General features: G+C 70.7%; 14 protein-coding genes. 5 read left to right on the top strand and 9 right to left on the bottom strand.

Annotated elements, in window-relative coordinates; all coding sequences use genetic code 11:
• Window positions 1–41: 41 nt before the first annotated feature.
• The gene (locus tag ACRWK8_RS26170; protein ID WP_431873161.1) at window positions 42–1,184 is read right to left on the bottom strand and encodes an acetyl-CoA C-acetyltransferase; all 1,143 of its coding nucleotides are present in this window, start codon (window positions 1,182–1,184) and stop codon (window positions 42–44) included.
• 111 nt (window positions 1,185–1,295) lie between these two features.
• Window positions 1,296–3,305, bottom strand: coding sequence for an MDR family MFS transporter (locus tag ACRWK8_RS26165; protein WP_378737696.1), 2,010 nt, complete (start codon window positions 3,303–3,305; stop codon window positions 1,296–1,298).
• A 202-nt stretch (window positions 3,306–3,507) separates the two neighbouring features.
• Here ACRWK8_RS26165 and ACRWK8_RS26160 point away from each other — a divergent pair, with 202 nt between their 5' ends.
• Together ACRWK8_RS26160 and ACRWK8_RS26155 are read left to right on the top strand one after the other, a co-directional pair.
• Window positions 3,508–4,650 carry an acyl-CoA dehydrogenase family protein gene (locus ACRWK8_RS26160; protein ID WP_431873160.1) on the top strand — a complete coding sequence of 381 codons (1,143 nt, stop codon included), beginning with the start codon at window positions 3,508–3,510 and terminating at the stop codon, window positions 4,648–4,650.
• A gap of 26 nt (window positions 4,651–4,676) precedes the next feature.
• Complete coding sequence (locus tag ACRWK8_RS26155) at window positions 4,677–4,844, top strand: hypothetical protein (RefSeq protein ID WP_184366419.1); 168 nt, start codon at window positions 4,677–4,679, stop codon at window positions 4,842–4,844.
• Between the two features lie 191 nt (window positions 4,845–5,035).
• Here the strand turns inward: ACRWK8_RS26155 and ACRWK8_RS26150 are convergent, their stop codons facing one another.
• From ACRWK8_RS26150 to ACRWK8_RS26130, 5 genes are all read right to left on the bottom strand, one after another.
• A complete protein-coding gene (locus tag ACRWK8_RS26150) occupies window positions 5,036–5,839 on the bottom strand; it encodes an NPP1 family protein (protein WP_431873159.1) in 804 nt (267 codons plus the stop codon).
• 338 nt (window positions 5,840–6,177) lie between these two features.
• Window positions 6,178–8,457 carry a SpoIIE family protein phosphatase gene (locus ACRWK8_RS26145; protein WP_378737702.1) on the bottom strand — a complete coding sequence of 760 codons (2,280 nt, stop codon included), beginning with the start codon at window positions 8,455–8,457 and terminating at the stop codon, window positions 6,178–6,180.
• 152 nt (window positions 8,458–8,609) lie between these two features.
• The gene (locus tag ACRWK8_RS26140) at window positions 8,610–9,308 is read right to left on the bottom strand and encodes an iron-dependent transcriptional repressor DtxR (protein ID WP_378737704.1); all 699 of its coding nucleotides are present in this window, start codon (window positions 9,306–9,308) and stop codon (window positions 8,610–8,612) included.
• Window positions 9,309–9,685: 377 nt separating this feature from the next.
• Window positions 9,686–10,336 (bottom strand): pyridoxamine 5'-phosphate oxidase, encoded by a 651-nt coding sequence (pdxH, locus tag ACRWK8_RS26135; protein ID WP_431873158.1) that lies wholly within the window; start codon window positions 10,334–10,336, stop codon window positions 9,686–9,688.
• A 13-nt stretch (window positions 10,337–10,349) separates the two neighbouring features.
• On the bottom strand, window positions 10,350–13,985 hold the full coding sequence (locus ACRWK8_RS26130) for an ABC transporter substrate-binding protein (protein WP_431873157.1): 3,636 nt from the start codon (window positions 13,983–13,985) through the stop codon (window positions 10,350–10,352).
• Between the two features lie 226 nt (window positions 13,986–14,211).
• Between ACRWK8_RS26130 and serC the strand changes: the two genes are divergently transcribed.
• Together serC and ACRWK8_RS26120 are read left to right on the top strand one after the other, a co-directional pair.
• Window positions 14,212–15,333: a phosphoserine transaminase gene (gene serC, locus ACRWK8_RS26125; RefSeq protein WP_378737710.1), complete on the top strand. Its 1,122-nt coding sequence runs from the start codon at window positions 14,212–14,214 to the stop codon at window positions 15,331–15,333.
• A 124-nt stretch (window positions 15,334–15,457) separates the two neighbouring features.
• A complete protein-coding gene (locus ACRWK8_RS26120; RefSeq protein WP_378737712.1) occupies window positions 15,458–16,465 on the top strand; it encodes a glycerophosphodiester phosphodiesterase family protein in 1,008 nt (335 codons plus the stop codon).
• Window positions 16,466–16,507: 42 nt separating this feature from the next.
• Here ACRWK8_RS26120 and ACRWK8_RS26115 read toward each other — a convergent pair whose 3' ends face one another.
• Window positions 16,508–17,578: a hypothetical protein gene (locus ACRWK8_RS26115; RefSeq protein ID WP_431873156.1), complete on the bottom strand. Its 1,071-nt coding sequence runs from the start codon at window positions 17,576–17,578 to the stop codon at window positions 16,508–16,510.
• A gap of 91 nt (window positions 17,579–17,669) precedes the next feature.
• Here ACRWK8_RS26115 and ACRWK8_RS26110 point away from each other — a divergent pair, with 91 nt between their 5' ends.
• A complete protein-coding gene (locus ACRWK8_RS26110) occupies window positions 17,670–18,395 on the top strand; it encodes a 3-keto-5-aminohexanoate cleavage protein (RefSeq protein WP_378737715.1) in 726 nt (241 codons plus the stop codon).
• On the opposite strand, the gene ACRWK8_RS26105 is transcribed toward ACRWK8_RS26110, so the two are convergent.
• Window positions 18,392–18,745 carry a MerR family transcriptional regulator gene (locus ACRWK8_RS26105; RefSeq protein WP_431873155.1) on the bottom strand — a complete coding sequence of 118 codons (354 nt, stop codon included), beginning with the start codon at window positions 18,743–18,745 and terminating at the stop codon, window positions 18,392–18,394. The two genes, ACRWK8_RS26110 and ACRWK8_RS26105, sit on opposite strands and share 4 nt — an antisense overlap.
• Window positions 18,746–18,780 lie beyond the last annotated feature (35 nt).

Genomic DNA, 18,780 nt, shown 5'->3' with positions numbered 1-18,780 from the left:
GACCACACAGGGGGTGCGCTCCCCGTCGGGGTACGGGGAGGTCAGACGCGTTCGACGATGGTGACGTTGGCCTGGCCGCCGCCCTCGCACATGGTCTGGAGACCGTAGCGGCCACCCGTCCGGTGGAGCTCGTTGACCAGCTTGGTCATCAGGATCGCGCCGGTGGCCCCCAGCGGGTGGCCCAGAGCGATGGCGCCGCCGTTCGGGTTGACCCTGGCCGGGTCGGCGCCGAGCTCCTCGGTCCACGACATCGGGACCGGGGCGAAGGCTTCGTTGATCTCCGTGACATCGATGTCGTCGATACTCAGACCGGCCTTCTCCAGGGCGATCCGGGTCGCGGGGATCGGCGCGGTGAGCATGTAGACCGGGTCGTCCCCGACCAGCGACAGCTGCACCACGCGGGCGAGCGGGGTGAGCCCGTGCCGCTCCACGGCGCGCTCGGAGGCGATGAGCAGCGCGCCCGCGCCCACGGAGATCTGGCTGGCGATCGCGGCGGTGAGCTCCCAGCCCTCGCGCAGCGGCTTGAGCCCGGCCATCTTCTCCAGGGTGGTGTCCGGGCGCACGCCCTCGTCCCTGGTCACCCCCGCGATGGGAGCGATCTGCGCGTCGAAGTACCCGGCCTCCTGCGCGGCGGCGGCCCGCCGGTGGCTCTCCAGCGCGAACTCCTCCAGCTGCTCGCGCTTGTAGCCCCACTTCTCGCACATGAGCTGGGCGCCCCGGAACTGGGAGATCTCCTGGAAGCCGTACCGCTCGATCCACCCCTGCCCGTACAGCGGGAGGTCGTTGTCGAGGGCGAACTGGACGTTGGCGCCCATGGGGACCATGCCCATGTTCTCCACGCCCGCCGCCACGACGAGGTCCTGGGTGCCGGACATGACGCCCTGGGCGGCGAAGTGGAGGGACTGCTGCGAGGAGCCGCACTGGCGGTCGATGGTGACGGCGGGGACCGACTCGGGCAGCCCGGCGGACAGCCACGCGGTGCGGGCCAGGTCCAGGGCCTGCGGACCGGCCTGGCTGACCACGCCCATGATGACGTCCTCGACCGCGGCCGCGTCGACCCCGGTGCGCTCGACGAGCTCCTTGAGGACGTGGGCGCCCAGGTCCGCCGGGTGCACGGCGGCCAGGGCACCCTTCTTGGTGCCGACGGGGGTGCGTACCGCACCGACGATGTAGGCCTCAGCCACTGGGTCCTCCAAGGGGCGTGGGATGTGACGTCCTATAGAACCGAACTGTATTCGGTTTGCACTCCCTGGCAAGCCCCCGACCCCGTCTTGCGGGCGTCCGCCCAGGTCCGGTCAGTCCGTGCGGTCGCCCCAACGCCCGCCCTCATCACCGAGGGTGGTGCCGGTGACCCGCTCCAGGACGTCGAACACGTCGGGATGCTCCTCGGGGCCGAAGTCGGAGAGCAGCGAGCGCAGCGCCGTCCGCTGGGCCTCGTACAGCCGCCGCACGGCGTCCTCCCCCCGCCAGTTCAGCTCCCAGGGGGCGCTGTCGTCGACCAGGTACCCGGCCTCCAGCAGCTCCTGGTGGGTGTCGGCCCACCGGGAGGGGCTCAGGCCGGACATGCGCACCAGGTCGTCCACGCCGAGCGGCCCCTGGACCCCGATGTGGCTCAGCGCCCAGCAGGCCTCCGCCGAGACCTCCAGGCCGGAGGCCTCCCGCAGACGCTGGTACATGGTCTCCGTGCCCTCGGACCCGCAGGCCTCGTAGATCTCGCGCTCCACCTGGTCCATCGCGCTGCGGCTCGGCGTGGCCACCGGGGCCACGGTCTCGTCCAGGTCCGGTGTCCTGATGGTCGTGCGCAGCACGTCCTGCCGCAGGAAGAGGGCGAGCACCAGGCCGACGAGGGCGACCGGCACCGCGCACAGGAAGACGGTGTCGATGGCGTCGGCGTAGATCTCCAGGAAGCTCGCCTGCACCTGCGAGGGCAGGCGGTCGATGGCGCTCGGGTCGCTCTCCAGCGAGGTCGCGTCCACCCCCGCCGGAAGGTCGAGCGACCCGGCCCGCGCGGCCAGGTCCGAGGCCAGCTGCCCGGCGAAGACCGACCCGAACACCGCGGTGCCGAAGGAGCCGCCGATGGACCGGAAGAAGGTCGCGGACGAGGTCGAGACCCCCAGGTCGTCGTAGGAGGAGGCGTTCTGCACCACCAGGACCACCACCTGCATCACCAGGCCCAGTCCGGAGCCGAGGACGAAGAAGTAGAGGCCCATCTCCCACAGGGAGCTGTCCGGCCCCATGCCGGACATCAGGAAGAGGCCGATCGAGGTCAGGGCCATGCCCGCCACGGGGAAGACCTTGTACCGGCCGGTCCGGGTGACCAGGCGGCCGCTGGTGATCGAGGTGATGAGCATGCCCGTGACCATGGGGAGCAGGTGCAGCCCCGAGGCCGTGGGGGAGAGTCCGTGCACGATCTGGAGGAAGAGCGGCAGGAACGCCATCGAGCCCATCATCGCGAAACCCACGCAGAAGCCGATGGCCATGGCGACCACGATGGTCGGGTTCCGGAACAGCCCGAGCGGCATCACCGGGTCCGGAGCGCGCCGCGCGGTGAGCCACCAGCCCACGCCGAGCACCAGCCCGGCGGCGGCCAGGGAGAGGATCTGCCAGGACAGCCAGCCGTAGACCCCGCCGCCCCAGGAGGCCACCAGGGTCAGGCAGACGGCGGTGGCGGCGAGCAGGGTGATGCCCGCGTAGTCGATGTTCCGGCGGCCGACCGGGTCCTGCCGGGGCAGCACGGCGAGGACCGTGAAGAAGGCGAGCAGCCCCAGCGGCAGGTTCACGTAGAACACCCAGCGCCAGGACAGGTGGTCCACGAACAGCCCGCCCAACAGGGGCCCGGCCACACTGGAGACCCCGAAGACCGCGCCGAACAGGCCCTGGTACTTCCCGCGCTCCCGGGGTGAGACGACGTCACCGATGATCGCGGAGGCCAGCACCATGAGCCCGCCGCCGCCCACGCCCTGGAGGCCCCGGGCCAGCACCAGCTGGAGCATGTTCTGGGCCAGTCCGCACAGCACGGAGCCCACCAGGAAGATCGCGATGCACCCGAGGAACAGACGCTTGCGGCCGAACTGGTCACCGAGCTTGCCCCACAGCGGGGTGCTGGCGGTGACGGCCAGCAGGTACGCGGTGATCACCCAGGAGAGGTGGTTGAGCCCGCCGAGGTCGGAGACGATCGTCGGCAGCGCCGTGGAGACGATGGTCTGGTCCAGCGCCGAGAGCAGGACGGCCAGCATGAGGGCGGTCATGATCAGCGCGATCCGCCCTCTCTGGGACTCGCGCTGGTCGGCGGGGCTCTCTGTCATCGAATCGCCTCCCGGGGTCGGGCCGGCCGACTCCGCACGGCCCGGCTGCTGGTCCACCCTAGGAACCCGCGACCGCCGCGCCTCCGGGAACCGCGCGGGGGTCCCGGAACTTTGCTCCGGCTTGCCCCCCGCGCTTCAAAACCGAACGCGGTTCGGTTACCGTGTGGGAACACAGTGATCCCCGACACCCTCGGAGCTGAGCATGAAGCGGGAACTCTTCGACGCCGACCACGACCTCTTCCGCGAATCGGTGGCCGAGTTCCTCAAGCGGGAGGTCGTCCCCTTCCACGCCCAGTGGGAGAAGGACGGGATCGTGCCCCGCGAGGTGTGGGTGAAGGCGGGGACCGTCGGCCTGCTCGGCCACGGGGTCCCCGAGGAGTTCGGCGGCACCGGGCTCCACGACTACCGGTACAACCAGATCGTCAACGAGGAGATCTGCCGCGCGCACGCCAGCGGTCTGGGCATCACCCTCCAGAACGACGTCATGGCGCCCTACATGGTGGGGCTGACCACCGACGAGCAGAAGCGGCGCTGGCTGCCCGGCTTCGCCAGCGGCGAGCTGATCACCGCGATCGCCATGACCGAGCCCGGCACCGGCAGCGACCTCCAGGGGATCCGGACCTCCGCCGTGCGCGACGGCGACGAGTTCGTCGTCAACGGCGGCAAGACCTTCATCACCAACGGCGTCAACGCCGACCTCGTCATCGTGGTCTGCCAGACCGACCCCGACGCCGGTGCGCAGGGCTTCTCCCTGATCGCCGTGGAGCGCGGCACGCCCGGCTTCGAGCGCGGCCGCAACCTCGACAAGGTCGGCATGAAGGCGCAGGACACCGCCGAACTCTTCTTCGACGACGTCCGCGTGCCGACCGCCAACCTGATCGGCACCGAGGGCCAGGGGTTCATCCACGTGCTCCAGAACCTGCCCCAGGAGCGGCTGTCCATCGCCACCTGCGCGGTCGCCTCGGCGGACTACGTCCTCCAGCACACCATCGAGTACTGCCGCGAGCGGACCGCCTTCGGCCGGTCGATCGGGCGCTTCCAGAACACCCGTTTCGTCCTGGCCGAGTTGGCCACCGAGGTGGACCTGGGCCGGACCTACGTGGATCGCGGGGTCCGGCTGCTCAACGAGGGTGAGCTCACCGTGGAGGACGCCGCCAAGGCCAAGTGGTGGACGACCGAGATGTGCAACCGCGTCATGGACCGGTGCCTCCAGCTTCACGGCGGGTACGGGTACATGATGGAATACCCCGTGGCACGGGCCTGGCAGGACTCCCGCGTGCAGACGATCTACGGTGGCACCACCGAGATCATGAAGGAGATCGTCGGCAGGGGCCTGGGCCTGTAGACCCCCGAACCCCGAAGGGACCGGTCGTGAGCGGATCGTGGGACGGCCTCATCGTGATGGGCCTGCTGGTGGTGCTCCTGGTCATCGCCGTGCGCAAGCTCCGGCCCAGGATCCACATCCCCTGGGCGACCAGCGGCATCGTCGTGTTCTTCGTCTTCGTGTGCCTGCTGCTGTGGGCCAACTCCTACCGCTGAGCACCCCCTCCACGGACAACACCGAGGGCCCGCCGCCCCAGCGTCTCGACTGGGTCGGCGGGCCCTTCGGCGTCCGGGGGGATGGACGGGCCCGACGCACGGTCCAAAGGCGGGTGAGGACCGTACGGGCGGACCCGGCCGTGATGGTCTGACGAGGGCATGGTCGGGCCGGGGGTCTGGTCCGGTGCGGGTCAGGGGGCGTACGGGTCGAAGTCGATCCCGTCGGGCACGGCCTTGGCCAGGGCGTCGGGGAACCGCTCGTCCTTGAGGTCGAGCTGGGCCGCCCCGTAGTCGGCGGCCACGAAGATCTCCCGGATCCCCTCGGGGTAGCCCTCCCAACCGACGAGGTCCGGGTACTGCCAGACGCCGTAGTGGTTCTCCGGCGGGTCGTCGTGGTCGGCGGCGAACCGGAAGGCGTGGGTCGAGGCGCCGTCCTTGTGGTAGACGATCTTGGGGTGGGTGCCCTCCCACCGGATGTCCTCCGCCGCGCGGGTGTCGTAGTCGCCGTGCGCGGAGGCGGACACGTAGCGGGCCTCGTCCTCGAACACCCACACGACGACGTGCTCCAGGTCGTGCCGGTGCCCGCAGCAGCCGTGCATGATCTGGTCCTTCTCGAAATAGAGCGCGTACATGTACGCGCACCACCCGCTGCCGTCGCAGCTGGCCCGAGAATAGGAATTGGTGTTGTCGAGGTCCGACTGGTCCCGGCAGTTTCCGTTCAGGGCCCCCGAGGTGTTCAGCCCTTCGGCGACAGTTCCGTCCGGCCCGATGGCGGGGGTGGAATAACAGCCGTCCGTGTCGTAGTCGAAGGCGGGCTGCCATTTCTCCTCGGCCTCGGAGGAATGGGCGGGAAGCGCGGTCGGCGGTTCGGCGAAGGCGGGGGAGGCCATCGCGACCACCAGGGCCAGGGCACCGAAGACCGAGAGGCCACCGCGCAGGCCGGACCGTGCCGGGTGGCGAAGGGAACGCGGGAACCTCTTGGGACTTTGTTCCATGAAACCCCAGGAGGGCCCCGGAGTCACTTTCGCGCCGTGCTCACGCAATGCGCGCACCACCATTCCCCACGTCGGTCCAGTCCTTTACCACTGAATAAAGTAACCAGCCGACTACAGAGAAACAAGACGGGTGCGGCGCCTATTTTTCCCGTCCGGAAACAGGTTTACGACGACACCGTTCCCGACCAGCGAAGAAGGGGCCTCGCGCCGGTCGGAGGGTCCCGCGTCGATGACGCGTCGGAGGAACCGACGGGTGCGCGGCTCGGTCGGGTCACCCAGGACCGGCCCCTCGCCCCCGCCGCACGACCCCTCCTCGGGAACGGGACGGTCCGTGCGGCCTACGCGTCGTCGTCCTTCTCGGCCTCGCGGACCTCGGCGTGCATGGGCATCTCGAACCAGACCGCCTTGCCGTCCGGCGTGGGGCGCGATCCCCAGCGGCTGGCCAGCTGCTCCACCAGGTAGAGGCCGCGCCCGCCCTCGTCGTCGGCGGCGGCGCTCCGGATGCGCGGCAGCCGCAGGTCGTGGTCGAAGACCTCCACCCACACCGCGTTGGCGCCACGGCGCAACCGGAGCAGGAACTCCTTGTCCGCCGGGTCCTCGGCGGACTCGTCCTCCTCCGCGACCGCCTCCAGGAGATCGCTCCAGTCCTCGTCGAACTCGTCGGCCGCGCCGCCTCCGTCGAGCGGGGTCTCCGAGTCCAGCACGCCGCTTCCGGTGAACTCGCGGTGCACCGGGTGCGGGGTGGCGTGGATGACCACGTTGGTGACGATCTCCGAGACCAGCAGGCAGGCGAGCTCGGCCTGGTCGCGGTCGACCCCCCACTCGTTGAAGGTGTCGGCCGCCAGGTGCCGGGCGGCGCCGACGGTCGAGGCCTCGGAGGGGAACCAGCCCTCACGCAGCGCCAGCTCCTCGGAGTGGGTGCGCACCACCATCAGCGCGGTGTCGTCGTCCAGCACGCCGGGCACGCTGTGCACGGCGGCCTCGGCGATCTGGTCCACGTCCTTGTCCGCGACCTCGGCCACGCGTTCGGTCATCCGGGCCAGCGCGCGCTCGGGGTCAGCCCTGCCCCCGACCGGCCTGCGGTCCACCAGACCGTCGGTGTACATGACCAGGGTGGCGCCCAGGGGGAGCCGCAGGTTGGCCTGGTGGTACACGATGTCCTCGCCCGACCCGCCCTTGGCGCGCACGCCCAGCATGCGGTCGGTGACCTCCAGGTCGAGGGTCTCGACCGACTCGGAGGTGATGAGCAGCGGCGGCGCGTGACCGGCGTTGGAGTAGGACAGCTCGCGGGACCAGGCGTCGTAGACCATGTACAGGCAGCTGACGCTGGGGATCCACACGCCGCCCCCACTGTCCGGGATGCCGAGCTGGCGGACCCACTCGTCGAGCTCGCGCAGGATGTCGGCGGGCTCGCGGTCGGCCTGGGCGAAGGCGCGCAGCGCGGCGCGCAGCTGGCCCATCACGGCCGCGGCGTGCGGGCCCCGGCCCTCGACGTCACCGATGACGAGGCCGACACGTCCGGCCGAGAGCGGGATCGCGTCGTAGAAGTCGCCGCCGACCTGGGTCTGGATGCCGTGCCCGTGCCCCTGGAGCGGGCCGGCGGGGAGGTAGCGGTGCGCGACGGTCAGCCCGTCCAGAGGGGGGAAGTCGCTGGGCAGCAGGCTCCGTTGGAAGGCCACCGCGGTGCTGCGCTGCTCCTCGAAGAGCCGGGCGTTGTCGATCGCCAGCGCGACCCGGGAGGCGATGGCGCCGACCAGGTCGCGGTCGAAGCCGCCGTAGCTGCTCTTCTGCCGGGGCGAAAGCCCGGACAGGGCCAGGGTGAGCACGCCGAGGACCTCGCCGCGGGCCCGGAGCGGGGCGGCGATCGCGGAGGTGACGCCGACCTGTCGGGAGACGCGGTCGGACCGGTCGTTGGGAGAGTTCTCGAAGAGGTAGTCGCTGGTGACCACCGTCTCCAGGCGGCGCATCGCCTGGGTCACGAAGTGGCGCTCGGGGTAGCGGACCTCGTCCCCGACGTCGAACCACGTGTTGGCGGGGGGCGTCCAGCCCTCGGCGTGCACGGACACCTGTCTGACCAGGCGGTCGCGGTCGTAGAGGTCGATGAAGCAGTGGTCCGCGAACTGCGGCACCAGGATCCCGGCCACGCCTCTGACCGTGGAGTCGAACTCCAGGGAGCTGGCCAGGCGGCTGCCGATGCGTTCGAGCAGGCCGTACTGTTCCTCGACCCGGCCGCTGCGCAGCGCCTCACGGGCGATCAGGGTGATCCCGTCGATCTCCCCGGACTCGTCGCGCATCGGCACGGCCTGGGCGCGCACGTGGATCCAGGAGGAGTCGCCCTTGAGCACGGCGAACGTGCCCTCCCACGGCTCGCCGCGGAGCACGCGCCGCGCCAGCTCGGAGGCGTGTTCGCGGTCGGACTCGTGGATGCCGATGTCGAGCAGCGACAGGCCGACGTAGTCGCGCCCGCCGACGAACCCGAACAGCTCGCGGGCGTACGGGTTCCAGTATCGAAGGAGGCTGAACCGGTCGATGACGACGATCGCGATCTGGGCCTGGTCGACGACCTCGGCCGTGACGAGCGCGTCGCTCTCCCGGAAGGGCTCACCCCACCGTGTCATCTAGCCGCCACCTCGCCGTCATGAGCTGCACACATGCCCGCTCCGGGTACCCCGAACGACCGCACCTTGGGGCGAGCGTAGCAACACAGTCAACGTTCCCGCAGCGCAATGAGACAATCCCGATGAGCAACCAATCAACGTGGACGAACGTTTCACGGCTTGGCGACGAAGATGTGCCCGGCGACATCCGCCGGGAGCTCGGTGTCCTCGCCCGCGCCGATGACGCGCACGCCGTCGTCCGAAGCCTTGAGCACGACTTCCTGTCCCGGTTGTACCCCGGATTCGCGCAAGGTGAGCATGATGTCCGCGTCCGGCTGGAGTTGTTCGCTGATGCGACGCACCGTCACGGTGGACTCCGAGTCGGAGGCGGCGTCGATCATCGGCACGATGGAGTCGTCGGTGAACGGCTCGGGGGCGTAACCCTCCAGGCCCAGCTCCTCCAGACCCGGGATCGGGTTGCCGTGCGGGCACACCGAGGGTGCGTTGAGCAGCGTGACCAGACGCTCCTCGACCGCCTCGGAGATGACGTGCTCCCAGCGGCAGGCCTCGATGTGGACGTCCTCCCACGGCAGACCGATGACGTCGACGAGCAGGCGCTCGGCGAGCCGGTGCTTGCGCATGACGTGGGTGGCCAGCCTGCGGCCCTCGGCGGTCATCACCAGGTGACGGTCGTTCTCGACCTTCAGCAGGCCGTCGCGCTCCATGCGGGCGACGGTCTGACTCACCGTGGGTCCGCTCTGGTGCAGGCGCTCGGCGATCCGGGCCCGAAGCGGGACGATGCCCTCCTCTTCGAGCTCGAAGACCGTACGGAGGTACATCTCCGTGGTGTCGATCAGCCCGTGTGCGGTCAAGACTCCCCTCCCAAGGCTCTGCGCCCCACGCGCGGTCACGTGCGGCACGGCAGGTCTCTCACAACACAGGCCGGGACCACGTGATTCCCTGGGGCCAGGTGGGGACCGGGGCGTCCGCAGGACCGCGGGAGCGACCACCGATGTGTCCAGCATATCGCGGCGCGACGGGCGTGGATTTCGACACTGTCTCACGATACGGACACCAGGGGTCGCGGCGACCCGCGCGGCGCAAGGGTCCAAGGTCACAGGCGTGCAGGTGACCCGCCCGATACGTGAAGTATCCGGAAGACCCTTGCGCGACCACCCATCGGACCCCACTCCCCCGAAACTCCCTCGAACCCGCGTTCGACGCGACCAACGTCACCTCGGAGCACCGGTCACGGCGCCAGGCGCTCGATCTCCCAGGCCTCGCCGACCCGCACGTACCGGAACCGGTCGTGCATGCGGTCCTCGCCGCCCTGCCAGAACTCCACCTCACCGGGCACCAGCCGGTAGCCGCCCCAGTAGGTGGGCCTGGGTATGGGCTCGTCGGTGCCCCACACCGAGTCGAACTCGTGGAACAGCCGGTCCAGCTCGGTGCGGTCGGCCACCGGCCGCGACTGGCGCTCGCTCGCCCAGGCTCCGAGCTGCGAGCCCCGGGGACGGGTGGCGAAGTAGCGGTCGTTCTCCTCGTCCCCGAGCCGTTCCACGCGCCCGGCCACCAGGACCTGGCGCCGGATCGCGTGCCAGGGGAAGACCACGCTCGCACGCGGGTCGACGTCCAGGGCCTGGCCCTTGCGCGACGTGTAGTTGGTGAAGAACCGCAGCCCCGAGGCGTCGTAGCCCTTCATCAGGACCGTCCGCGACCGGGGCATCCCGGAGGGCTCCACCGAGGAGAGCACCATCGCGTTGGGTTCGGCCAGGCCGGACTCGTGGGCCTCACCGAACCACAGGTGGAACTGGGCCATCGGGAGGTCGGCCAGGTCACGGCGGCGCAGGGGCTCACCCACGTACGGCTTCCGCAGCTCGGCGGGGTTCTGGTGGTCCACACGACGCATACTCTCACGTGGGCCGCCCCCCGATCCCGGAGCCCAGGGGCAGGCACTCCTCACCCGGTTCGATGGTGTTGGCGTTGCGCATTCCGCACCGCTGGACCACGTGCTGGCGCTGCCTCTCACCGGTCTCCGGATTGACCGTCTCCGGCCCCACCAGCACCAGCTGCACCATGCGGCCGTCGTACCAGTTCCCGTCGTTCCCGGCGTCGAACTCGATGTACCCGGAGACCCCGGTCAGGTTCCGGGTCCCCTTGATCCCGCTGTGCAGGTCGTCCTGTTTTTCCTCGTACTGTTCCTGGGTGCGGAGGAAGGGGTGCCGGTCCAGGCCGACCCACCGCAGGGGGTTCCTCGCCGCGAGTTCCCCCTGGGTCAGCCCGGTGGTGGGCAGCGCCTCAGAGACCACCAGCAGGGCGTCGCTGGCCACGGCGGCGTGCGCGATGGAGGGCAGTTCCTTCTTGGGGTCCGACCGCTCCTCGTCGTCGTCCTCCCTGAACAGCTCCTCCTGTAACGTCGCCATGTCCCGGTAGAAGCCCTGGTCACCGCCGCCGGGGCGACCACCCGGACCGCCCCAGGGGCCGCTGGGGGCCAGGGGTGTGTAGAACACCGAGTGGTAGGCGGCGTTGTTGCCGATGAGCTCCTCCTCGTCCGAGACGAACTTGGAGACGTCGTCCCCGCCCAGGATGGTCATGCGCCCCTCCACGCAGTCCTCACCACCGGTCCGGGTGAACCGGCGGTAGAACTCGGTGAAGTCGTCGGAGCGACCCGCGTAGTAGAGCAGGTCAGGCGGGTCGTCGTCGGTGCACAGGCGCTCCAGCTGCTGCTCGTAGGTGGTGTCGTCCTCCGATTCGCCGTTCTGGTAGAGCAGCACGCCCCGGCCGTCGTACTCGTCCCGGCCCAGTCCCTCGGCGCCCTCCCACACCCGGCCGCCACGGTCCTCGAAGGCGCCGATGAACTCCCGCGCGAGGTGCGGTCCGTACTGTTCGTGCTTCCCGCCCTCGGCGTCCGTCTCCCCGCTGGCGATGGCCACGGCGGTCCCGTGCGCCGCCAGCCCGCGCTCCGCGCCGTCGGCGTCGCGCCAGGACACCCCGTACCGGGCCCAGTGCGCCGACTGCTCGGCGATCCTGGTGTTGGCCGGGGAGACCGGGAAGTAGAACTCGCTGTGCTCACGCGCGCCGGACTGGGCGACGTCGTCGAAGGTGGCGGTGGTGCCCACCATGGTGATCGAGGCGTCCCCGACCTCCTTGATGGCGTCGCTGTTGGGCACGACGCTGTGACCGAAGCCGACCGCGGCGATCGGGCGGTCCATGCCGAGCCGCTCGTTCTCGGCGCGGTCCACGATCTCCTTCGCGGCCACCAGTGAGTGCTCCCAGTTCCGGCCCGCGTTGGCGATGAGCAGCTTGATCCGGGGATACCGGGAGTCCTTGATCCGGTTGTGCTGGCCCTGCTGGTAGGCCAGGCCGAGGAGTTCGCCCTGGCTCCCGGAGAGCGAGGGGTCGTCGGGATCGGCCACGTCGAACTCCGCGAGGTGGGCGATGGTGACGTAGGGCTGGCCGCTGGCCTCCACCTCCTCGTTCTGCTCGTGGACGAGCTCGGTGACCTCGGTCAGCCTCTCGTGGAAGACGAACCCGCCGTCGGTGACACCGACACACTGGTCCCCCTTCCGCGTGATGCCCTGCGGCTGCCAGACCCCGTCCTGGACGCACGGGTTGCTGGCCTGCGCCAACGAGGGCAGGAACACCAGCCCGAACAGCATCAGGACGGAGGTGGCACCCGCGACCCCGCCGGTCCAGAGTCCGGCGAGGACGGGTCCGCTGAGGACCCACTCGGGCGCGCCGCGCCGCGAGAGTTCGCCGCCGCCCTCGGGCAACGGCGCGACGTGCCGGGTGATGACGCGTTCCACGCCGAGCACCCCGGCCAGGTAGCGGCGCCGTGTCCACGTCCGCACCGGTTCGAGCGCCTGCTTCTCTTCCTCCTCCTCGTTCTCCTCCCCTCCCTCGATGAACTCGGGCATCGCCTCGTTGCGGGTGGAGTCGACCGTGCCCTCCACCAGAGGGCGGAGCCCGGCGTCACGTACCTGGACGAGGAGCAGGGGGTCCGGGAAGGCGCGGCGCAGACGCTCCTGCTCGATCAGCCACACGAAGTACCGGCCGACCCGGTCCAGACGGCGCTGGTCGTAGACGAGCACCGGACGGGCGCCGCTGCCGCGCCGGAGCCGGTAGCCGCCCGCGCCGAACTCACGGTGCAGGTCGTCCAGGAGCGCGTTGACCGCGATCTGGTGGGTTCCGGGCGGGCGGATCGAACCGTTGATCCGGGCTCGGTCCATGGCGAGGTTGTTGAGCTGGTTGAGCAGGTGCACGCCGTGTGCGCGGTGGCGTCCCCGGCCGCCCGGGGACGAGCCCTGCTCCGGGCCGCGCCCGTCCAGGTCCATGACGTAGCGGTGTCGGTGCAGCCAGAGGTAGGGGCGCCACGGGAGCAGGAAGAAGAACACCGTGAGCACGTAGACGGTGATCAGGAGCGTGCCGACCAGCAGGGAGACGAGTTCGTCGGCCTGCTGCGCGAGCAGCCCGAGATAGGCGACACCGAAGGGGGCTGCCGCGAGGACCAGCGAGAACACGAAGGACAGCGGGGTGAGGATCTTCTCGTCGGCGGCGCCGAAGGTGATCACCCGAGAGGCGGCGTTGACGAATCGGGAGAACCCGGCCGCGCCGCGGGCGAGTCCGCGCCAGTAGACCGTGCACCGGCTGCGCAGCAGTTCCCAACGGCTCGGGGCCGTCACGGTGCCCAGTTCCTCTTCCTCAGCGGCCCGCTCCGCGCGCTCCAGCAGCTCTTCCCTGCGCTTGAGCGCGCTGTCGAGCCGTGTCTCCCGAAGGGCCCTGATCACCTCGACCTGGGTGCCGCTGGTGTTGAGCAGGGTGCCGTGCTCGGAGACGCCGGTTCCTTCGGAGAACTTGCCCCTGATGACCTGGAAGTTGCAGCGCCGGAGCCAGAGCAGGGAGCGCACCTGCGAGAAACGGGGAGGCGGAGGCGGCTTGCGGCCGCGGGGCGCCGGTGGCGGATCGTCCTTCCACGCGAACCCGCCGTCCACCAGTCGTTCCAGGAGTTCGTACAGCTCCTGGGTGGTGACGTCGCCGTCGACGTCCCCGGAGGACGCTCCCTCGCGCGGCTCCCGGACGGGTTCGGCCCCCGGAGGCGGGGCGTCGGTGTCCCCCGGCCACGGCCAGCGGCGACTCCAGTTGTTGGTGCGCCGCGCGGGCGGGGGGCGGGTCTCCCCGGTCTCCCGGGCGGGAGCCTCCCCGGTCTCCCGGGCGGGAGCCTCCCCGGTGTCCTGGTGGTCCTTGCCCGGGACGCCCTCGGGGAGCAGCCACACGGGCCCGACCGCGCTCGCACGCACCAGGGCGCGCAGGACGGCGGGGCGGTCCTCGCGGCGATCGGTCACCAGGTCGAGGACGGGAGGGGGCTCGGCGATGTCACCCCGCTGCCGCTTCCCCCTCCGGGCGGGTCGGCGCCGGGCCACGGAGCGTTCCAGGCTACGGACGGTGAAGTGTTCGGAGCGCGAGGGGCGTCGGCGCAGGTTCTCGAAGACCCGGAGGAAGGCGGGTCTGCTCGGCTGGTCGTCCTGGGTCTCGGGTGTCTGATCGGACACTCGAAGCATCCCTCCACGGTCTCGTTGTGAGGTTCGGCCCCCGGCAGCTGCCTCATTAGACAGCAACGGGCACCGGGCCGACATCCCCTTTCCCCGAATCGAGACTGGCCCATACCGGCCAGTAGCTCCGACCTGTGACGATTCGTTGCGTCGGTCACGTGATTTCACGACATCAATTGCCGACCTGACCGGCGCTCCCACGTCGTCCACCACTACGCTGGTCCGCGTGACCGAGATTCAGATTCCCGCGAACCTGCTGCCCGCCGACGGCCGTTTCGGGAGCGGCCCCTCCAAAGTCCGCGCCGCCCAGCTCGACGCCCTCGCCGCCTCCGGCTCCCGTTACCTGGGGACCTCGCACCGGCAGAAGCCGGTCAAGTCCCTGGTCGGCCGGGTCCGCGCCGGTGTGAGCGAGCTCCTCTCCCTGCCCGACGGCTACGAGGTGGTTCTCGGCAACGGCGGGACCACCGCCTTCTGGGACATCGCCGCCCACGGCCTGGTGCGCTCCAAGTCGCAGCACCTGGCGTTCGGTGAGTTCTCCAGCAAGTTCGCGAAGGTTGTCGGGGGCGCCCCCTGGCTGGACGACCCGACGGTCATCACCACCGAGCCCGGCACCCACGGCGAGGCCGTCGCCGAGGCCGGTGTGGACGTGTACGCGCTCACCCACAACGAGACCTCCACGGGTGTGGCCGCGCCGATCCGCCGGGTCTCCGGGGCCGACGAGGACGCGCTCGTCCTGGTCGACGCCACCAGCGGTGCGGGCGGTCTGCACGTCGACGTCTCCGAGACCGACGTCTACTACTTCGCCCCGCAGAAGAGCTTCGCCGCCGACGGCGGCCTGTGGATCGCGGTCATGTCGCCCAAGGCGCTCGCCCGGGTCGAGGAGATCGCCGCCAGCGGTCGCTACGTCCCCGAGTTCTTCTCACTGCCCACGGCGATCGCCAACTCCGCCAAGGACCAGACGTACAACACCCCGGCGGTGTCCACCCTCCTGCTCCTCGCCGAGCAGCTGGAGTGGATCAACGGCCAGGGCGGGCTCAAGTGGGCCGTGGCCCGCACGCACGAGTCCAGCTCGATCCTCTACAACTGGGCGGACCGCTCCCCTGTGGCGACCCCGTTCGTCACCGACCCGGCCCAGCGCTCCCAGGTGGTCGGCACCATCGACTTCTCCGACGAGGTCGACGCCGCCCGGATCGCCCAGGTGCTGCGCGCCAACGGAGTCGTGGACACCGAGCCCTACCGCAAGCTGGGCCGCAACCAGCTGCGGGTGGCGATGTTCCCGGCCGTGGAGCCCAGCGACGTGAACGCGCTCACCGAGTGCGTCGACCACGTCCTGACCCGGCTGTCCTGACGGGGACCACCGGGGGACCGTCCTGAATCGGTCCCGCGACACTGGAGAATGGAGGCCGACCCGCCGCGCGTGGGTCGGCCTCCTTCTCCTACTTCCGCTCATCGTTTCCCAGGACGGTCCCACTGTGCGCAGGAACAAGAAGACTGAACTCCCCATCAAGATCATCTCCCACCGGGGGGCCTCGGGTCACCGGCCCGAGCACACGTTGGCCTCGTACGAACTGGGCGCCCGGCACGGCGGCGACTTCATCGAGATGGACCTGGTCGCCACCAAGGACCACCAGCTGATCTGCCGCCACGAGCAGGAGATCGGTGAGACCACCGACGTGGCCGACCGCCCCGAGTTCGCGGACCGGCGCACCAAGCGGACCATCGACGGACGCACCGTCGAGGGGTTCTACGCGCAGGACTTCACCCTGGCCGAGATCAGGACGCTCCGGGCCCGCGAGCGCATGGCCGAGGTCCGCCCGGACAACGCGGTGATGGACGGGACCTACGGCATCCCGACCCTCCAGGAGGTCATCGAGCTCGCCCTCTCCCTGACCAAGGAACTGGGCCGACCGATCGGCATCTACCCGGAGACCAAGCACCCCGCCCACCACGTGGAGCAGGGCCTGGACCTCGAACCCCCGCTGATCGCCGCCCTGCGGGAGGCCGAACTGGTCGGCGAGGAGCCGAGGGTCCCGGTGTTCCTCCAGTCCTTCGAGGCCGAGAGCCTGCGCAAGCTCTCCGAGACCGGGCTGCCGCTGGTGTACCTCATGGGCACCGAGGAGCACTGGCTGCACCACACGACCCCGGACGGCCTGGCCGAGGTCGCGACGTTCGCGCACGCCATCGGCCCGCACAAGAGCCTGGTGATCCCCACCAACGAGGACGGTTCCCTGGGCGAGCCCACCGATCTGGTGAAGGACGCTCACGAGGCGGGCCTGGTCGTGCACCCCTTCACGTTCCGCAGCGAGAACCACTTCCTGCCGACGGACCTGCGCTCGGACGGCGACCCGAAGGACTACGGCGGCTTCGCGGCCGAGTACGAGGCCTTCTTCGACGCGGGCGTGGACGGTGTCTTCACCGACTTCTCCCGGCACGCCTTCCTCTGCCGCGAGCACTACCTGGACCCGCAGCCCGAGAAGTAGTCGAGGCGTCGGGGTCGGTCCCCCGCCCGGGTCCCCGCGGACTCAGGTGCGGCGGACCAGGAGGACGATGGCGCCGATCAGGACCACGGCCACGGCGGCTCCCCCGAGGATGAGCGGGAGCGCGCCCGAGGCACCGGACTCCCGGGGCTCCTCCTCCTCGCTCCCGTCCTCGTCGGCGGCGGGTGAGGCCTCGACCTCGGCTTCGGCCGCCGCGTCGGGCAGCAGCTCCCCCGACAGCGGGACGCGCCAGACCGGGGAGTTCGCGCCCTCGGTGCCCGCCATCAGCGCGGTGCCGTCCGGGGTGAAGGCCACCGACTCGCCCTGCTCCATCTCCGGCAGGTCGAAGGATCCCACCGACCTCCCCGGCACGCCGTTGGTCCCGTCGTAGACGCTCACGCCCCAGTAGGTACGGATGGCGTAGCGCGTTCCGTCCGGGCTGAACGCGGCGTCGGTGGCGAAGAGCGGCGCGGAGTCCACCCGCGTGAGGACGTTCTCCCCGGAGGGGTCCAGGTTCTCCGGCGCGGCGTAGACGCTGCCCGCGAACTCCTTGGACACCACGTAGATGCGACCGCTCCGAGGGTCGATCATCATCCCCTCGGCGTCACGCCCCCCGTCCTCGTAGGTGAACGTGAACACCGACGGGTCCAGGACGGCGTCGCCCAGGACCTCGGGTTCGGCGAAGTGGTACACCCGGATGTTCGGCCAGCCGCCGCCGAAGTTGTCACCGATGTCGCCCACGAAGACCGTGGGCACCCCCTCAGGGCCCTGGGCGACGCTGATCGCCTCCCAGTCACGGCGCTCGATGTTCAGGGTGACGGTCGCGAGCGTCTCGCCGTCCTCGTCGACCGCGTAGACCTCCGAGGGGTGGTCGCCGCTGTCGTTGTGCGTCCACCACACGCCCTCGTGCAGCAGCGAGGGAGCCAGCCCGCTGGACTCGGAGATGCGGTCGTCCTGGAACTCGAAGGCGATCTCCGAACCCTCGGGGCCCTCACCACCGCGCGGGTAGTCGACCCCGCCCGTCCCGACGTCGGGGTCAACGGGGGCGGCCACGGCGGAGGCCGTCGGGGCCAACGCGAACAGGGCCGCCGCGACGAGGGTCAGGGAGCTTCTCATGCCCGCCATCCTGCCAGGGCGGACGGCCCGGGGCTTGCACCCGGGTGCGAGCGGGAACATTCCGCAGAGAGAGCGCGCAAGGAGAGACCTCATGAGGATCGTCGCCTGTCTCAACGGTGACCGGCGTCCGGGTGCGCACCCGGCGCTGCCCGTCTCCGTCGACCAGCTCGTCACCGACGCGCACGCCGTGGTGGCGGCGGGCGCCACCGCCGTCCACGTCCATCCCCGCGACCCCCGGGGAGCGGAGTCGTTGGAGCCGCAGGTGGTGGCGGCGCTGATGGAGCGGATGCGCGCGGACGGGCCCGACGTCCCGGTGTCGCTGACCACCGCGCTGTCGGCGGAGTCCGACCCCTGGCGCCGGTACGACCTGGTGCACAGATGGCCCTCCCCGGCGTTGCCCGACTCGGTGTCGGTGAACCTGCACGAGCCGGGGTCGGTGGACCTGGTCCAGCTCCTGCGTGACCGCCGGGTGGCCGTGGAGGCGGGGGTGTGGACGGTGGACGCGGCCCGCATCCTGGTCGCGACCGGGCCGGAGGTGGCGGCCGTGCTGGTGGAGCCGACCCAGGTGGCGGTGGAGGACGCCCGGCGCAACACGGAGGCGATCGCCCGCGTGCTTGACCGGGGCCGGGTACGCGTCCCCCGGATGCTGCACGGCGTGGACGCGACGGCCTGGCCGGTTCTGGAACAGGCCGTGGAGGAGGGCCTGGACATCCGGATCGGCCTGGAGGACACGATGCGGCTGCCGGACGGCACGGAGGCCCACGACAACGCCGCCCTGGTGGCCCACGCGGTCTCCCTCACCCGAGCACGGGCCTAGGTCCCGGTCTCCTCCGCGAGTCGGCGTTCGATCCGGCGCTCGGTGGCGGTGAGCGCCTCGATCCGTTCCCGGACCGCCCGGAGCCTCTGCTCGTAGAGCGCCACGACCTCCGCGCAGGCGGGTTCGCGGGCCAGGTCCAGCTCCAGGCAGTCCTGGAGTTCCCGCACGTCCTCGGAGGTCAGCCCGTTCTCCAGCAGGAGGCGGATGTTGCGCACCCGGTCCACGGCCTCGGGACCGTACTCGCGGTAACCGTTGGCTGCCCTCTCCGAGGCGAGCAGTCCGCGCTGCTCGTAGTACCGCAGGGAGCGCGGGCTGGCGCCCGTGCGTTCGGCGAGCTCTCCGATGCGCATACCGTCTCCGAACCGGTGGGGGGGGGGGGGGGGGG

The organism is Nocardiopsis eucommiae, from assembly GCF_965344335.1.
GTDB classification, from domain to species: domain Bacteria; phylum Actinomycetota; class Actinomycetes; order Streptosporangiales; family Streptosporangiaceae; genus Nocardiopsis; species Nocardiopsis eucommiae.
The sequence above is the reverse complement of the archived record's forward strand: the minus strand, read 5'-3'. Positions and strand labels throughout refer to the sequence as shown.

Coding starts and splice junctions, on each gene's coding strand:
- ACRWK8_RS26105 (WP_431873155.1), bottom strand. CDS start 18,745: ATGCGCATCGGAGAGCTCGCCGAACGCACGGGCGCCAGCCCGCGCTCC.
- ACRWK8_RS26150 (WP_431873159.1), bottom strand. CDS start 5,839: ATGGAACAAAGTCCCAAGAGGTTCCCGCGTTCCCTTCGCCACCCGGCA.
- ACRWK8_RS26165 (WP_378737696.1), bottom strand. CDS start 3,305: ATGACAGAGAGCCCCGCCGACCAGCGCGAGTCCCAGAGAGGGCGGATC.
- ACRWK8_RS26160 (WP_431873160.1), top strand. CDS start 3,508: ATGAAGCGGGAACTCTTCGACGCCGACCACGACCTCTTCCGCGAATCG.
- ACRWK8_RS26145 (WP_378737702.1), bottom strand. CDS start 8,457: ATGACACGGTGGGGTGAGCCCTTCCGGGAGAGCGACGCGCTCGTCACG.
- ACRWK8_RS26115 (WP_431873156.1), bottom strand. CDS start 17,578: ATGAGAAGCTCCCTGACCCTCGTCGCGGCGGCCCTGTTCGCGTTGGCC.
- ACRWK8_RS26110 (WP_378737715.1), top strand. CDS start 17,670: ATGAGGATCGTCGCCTGTCTCAACGGTGACCGGCGTCCGGGTGCGCAC.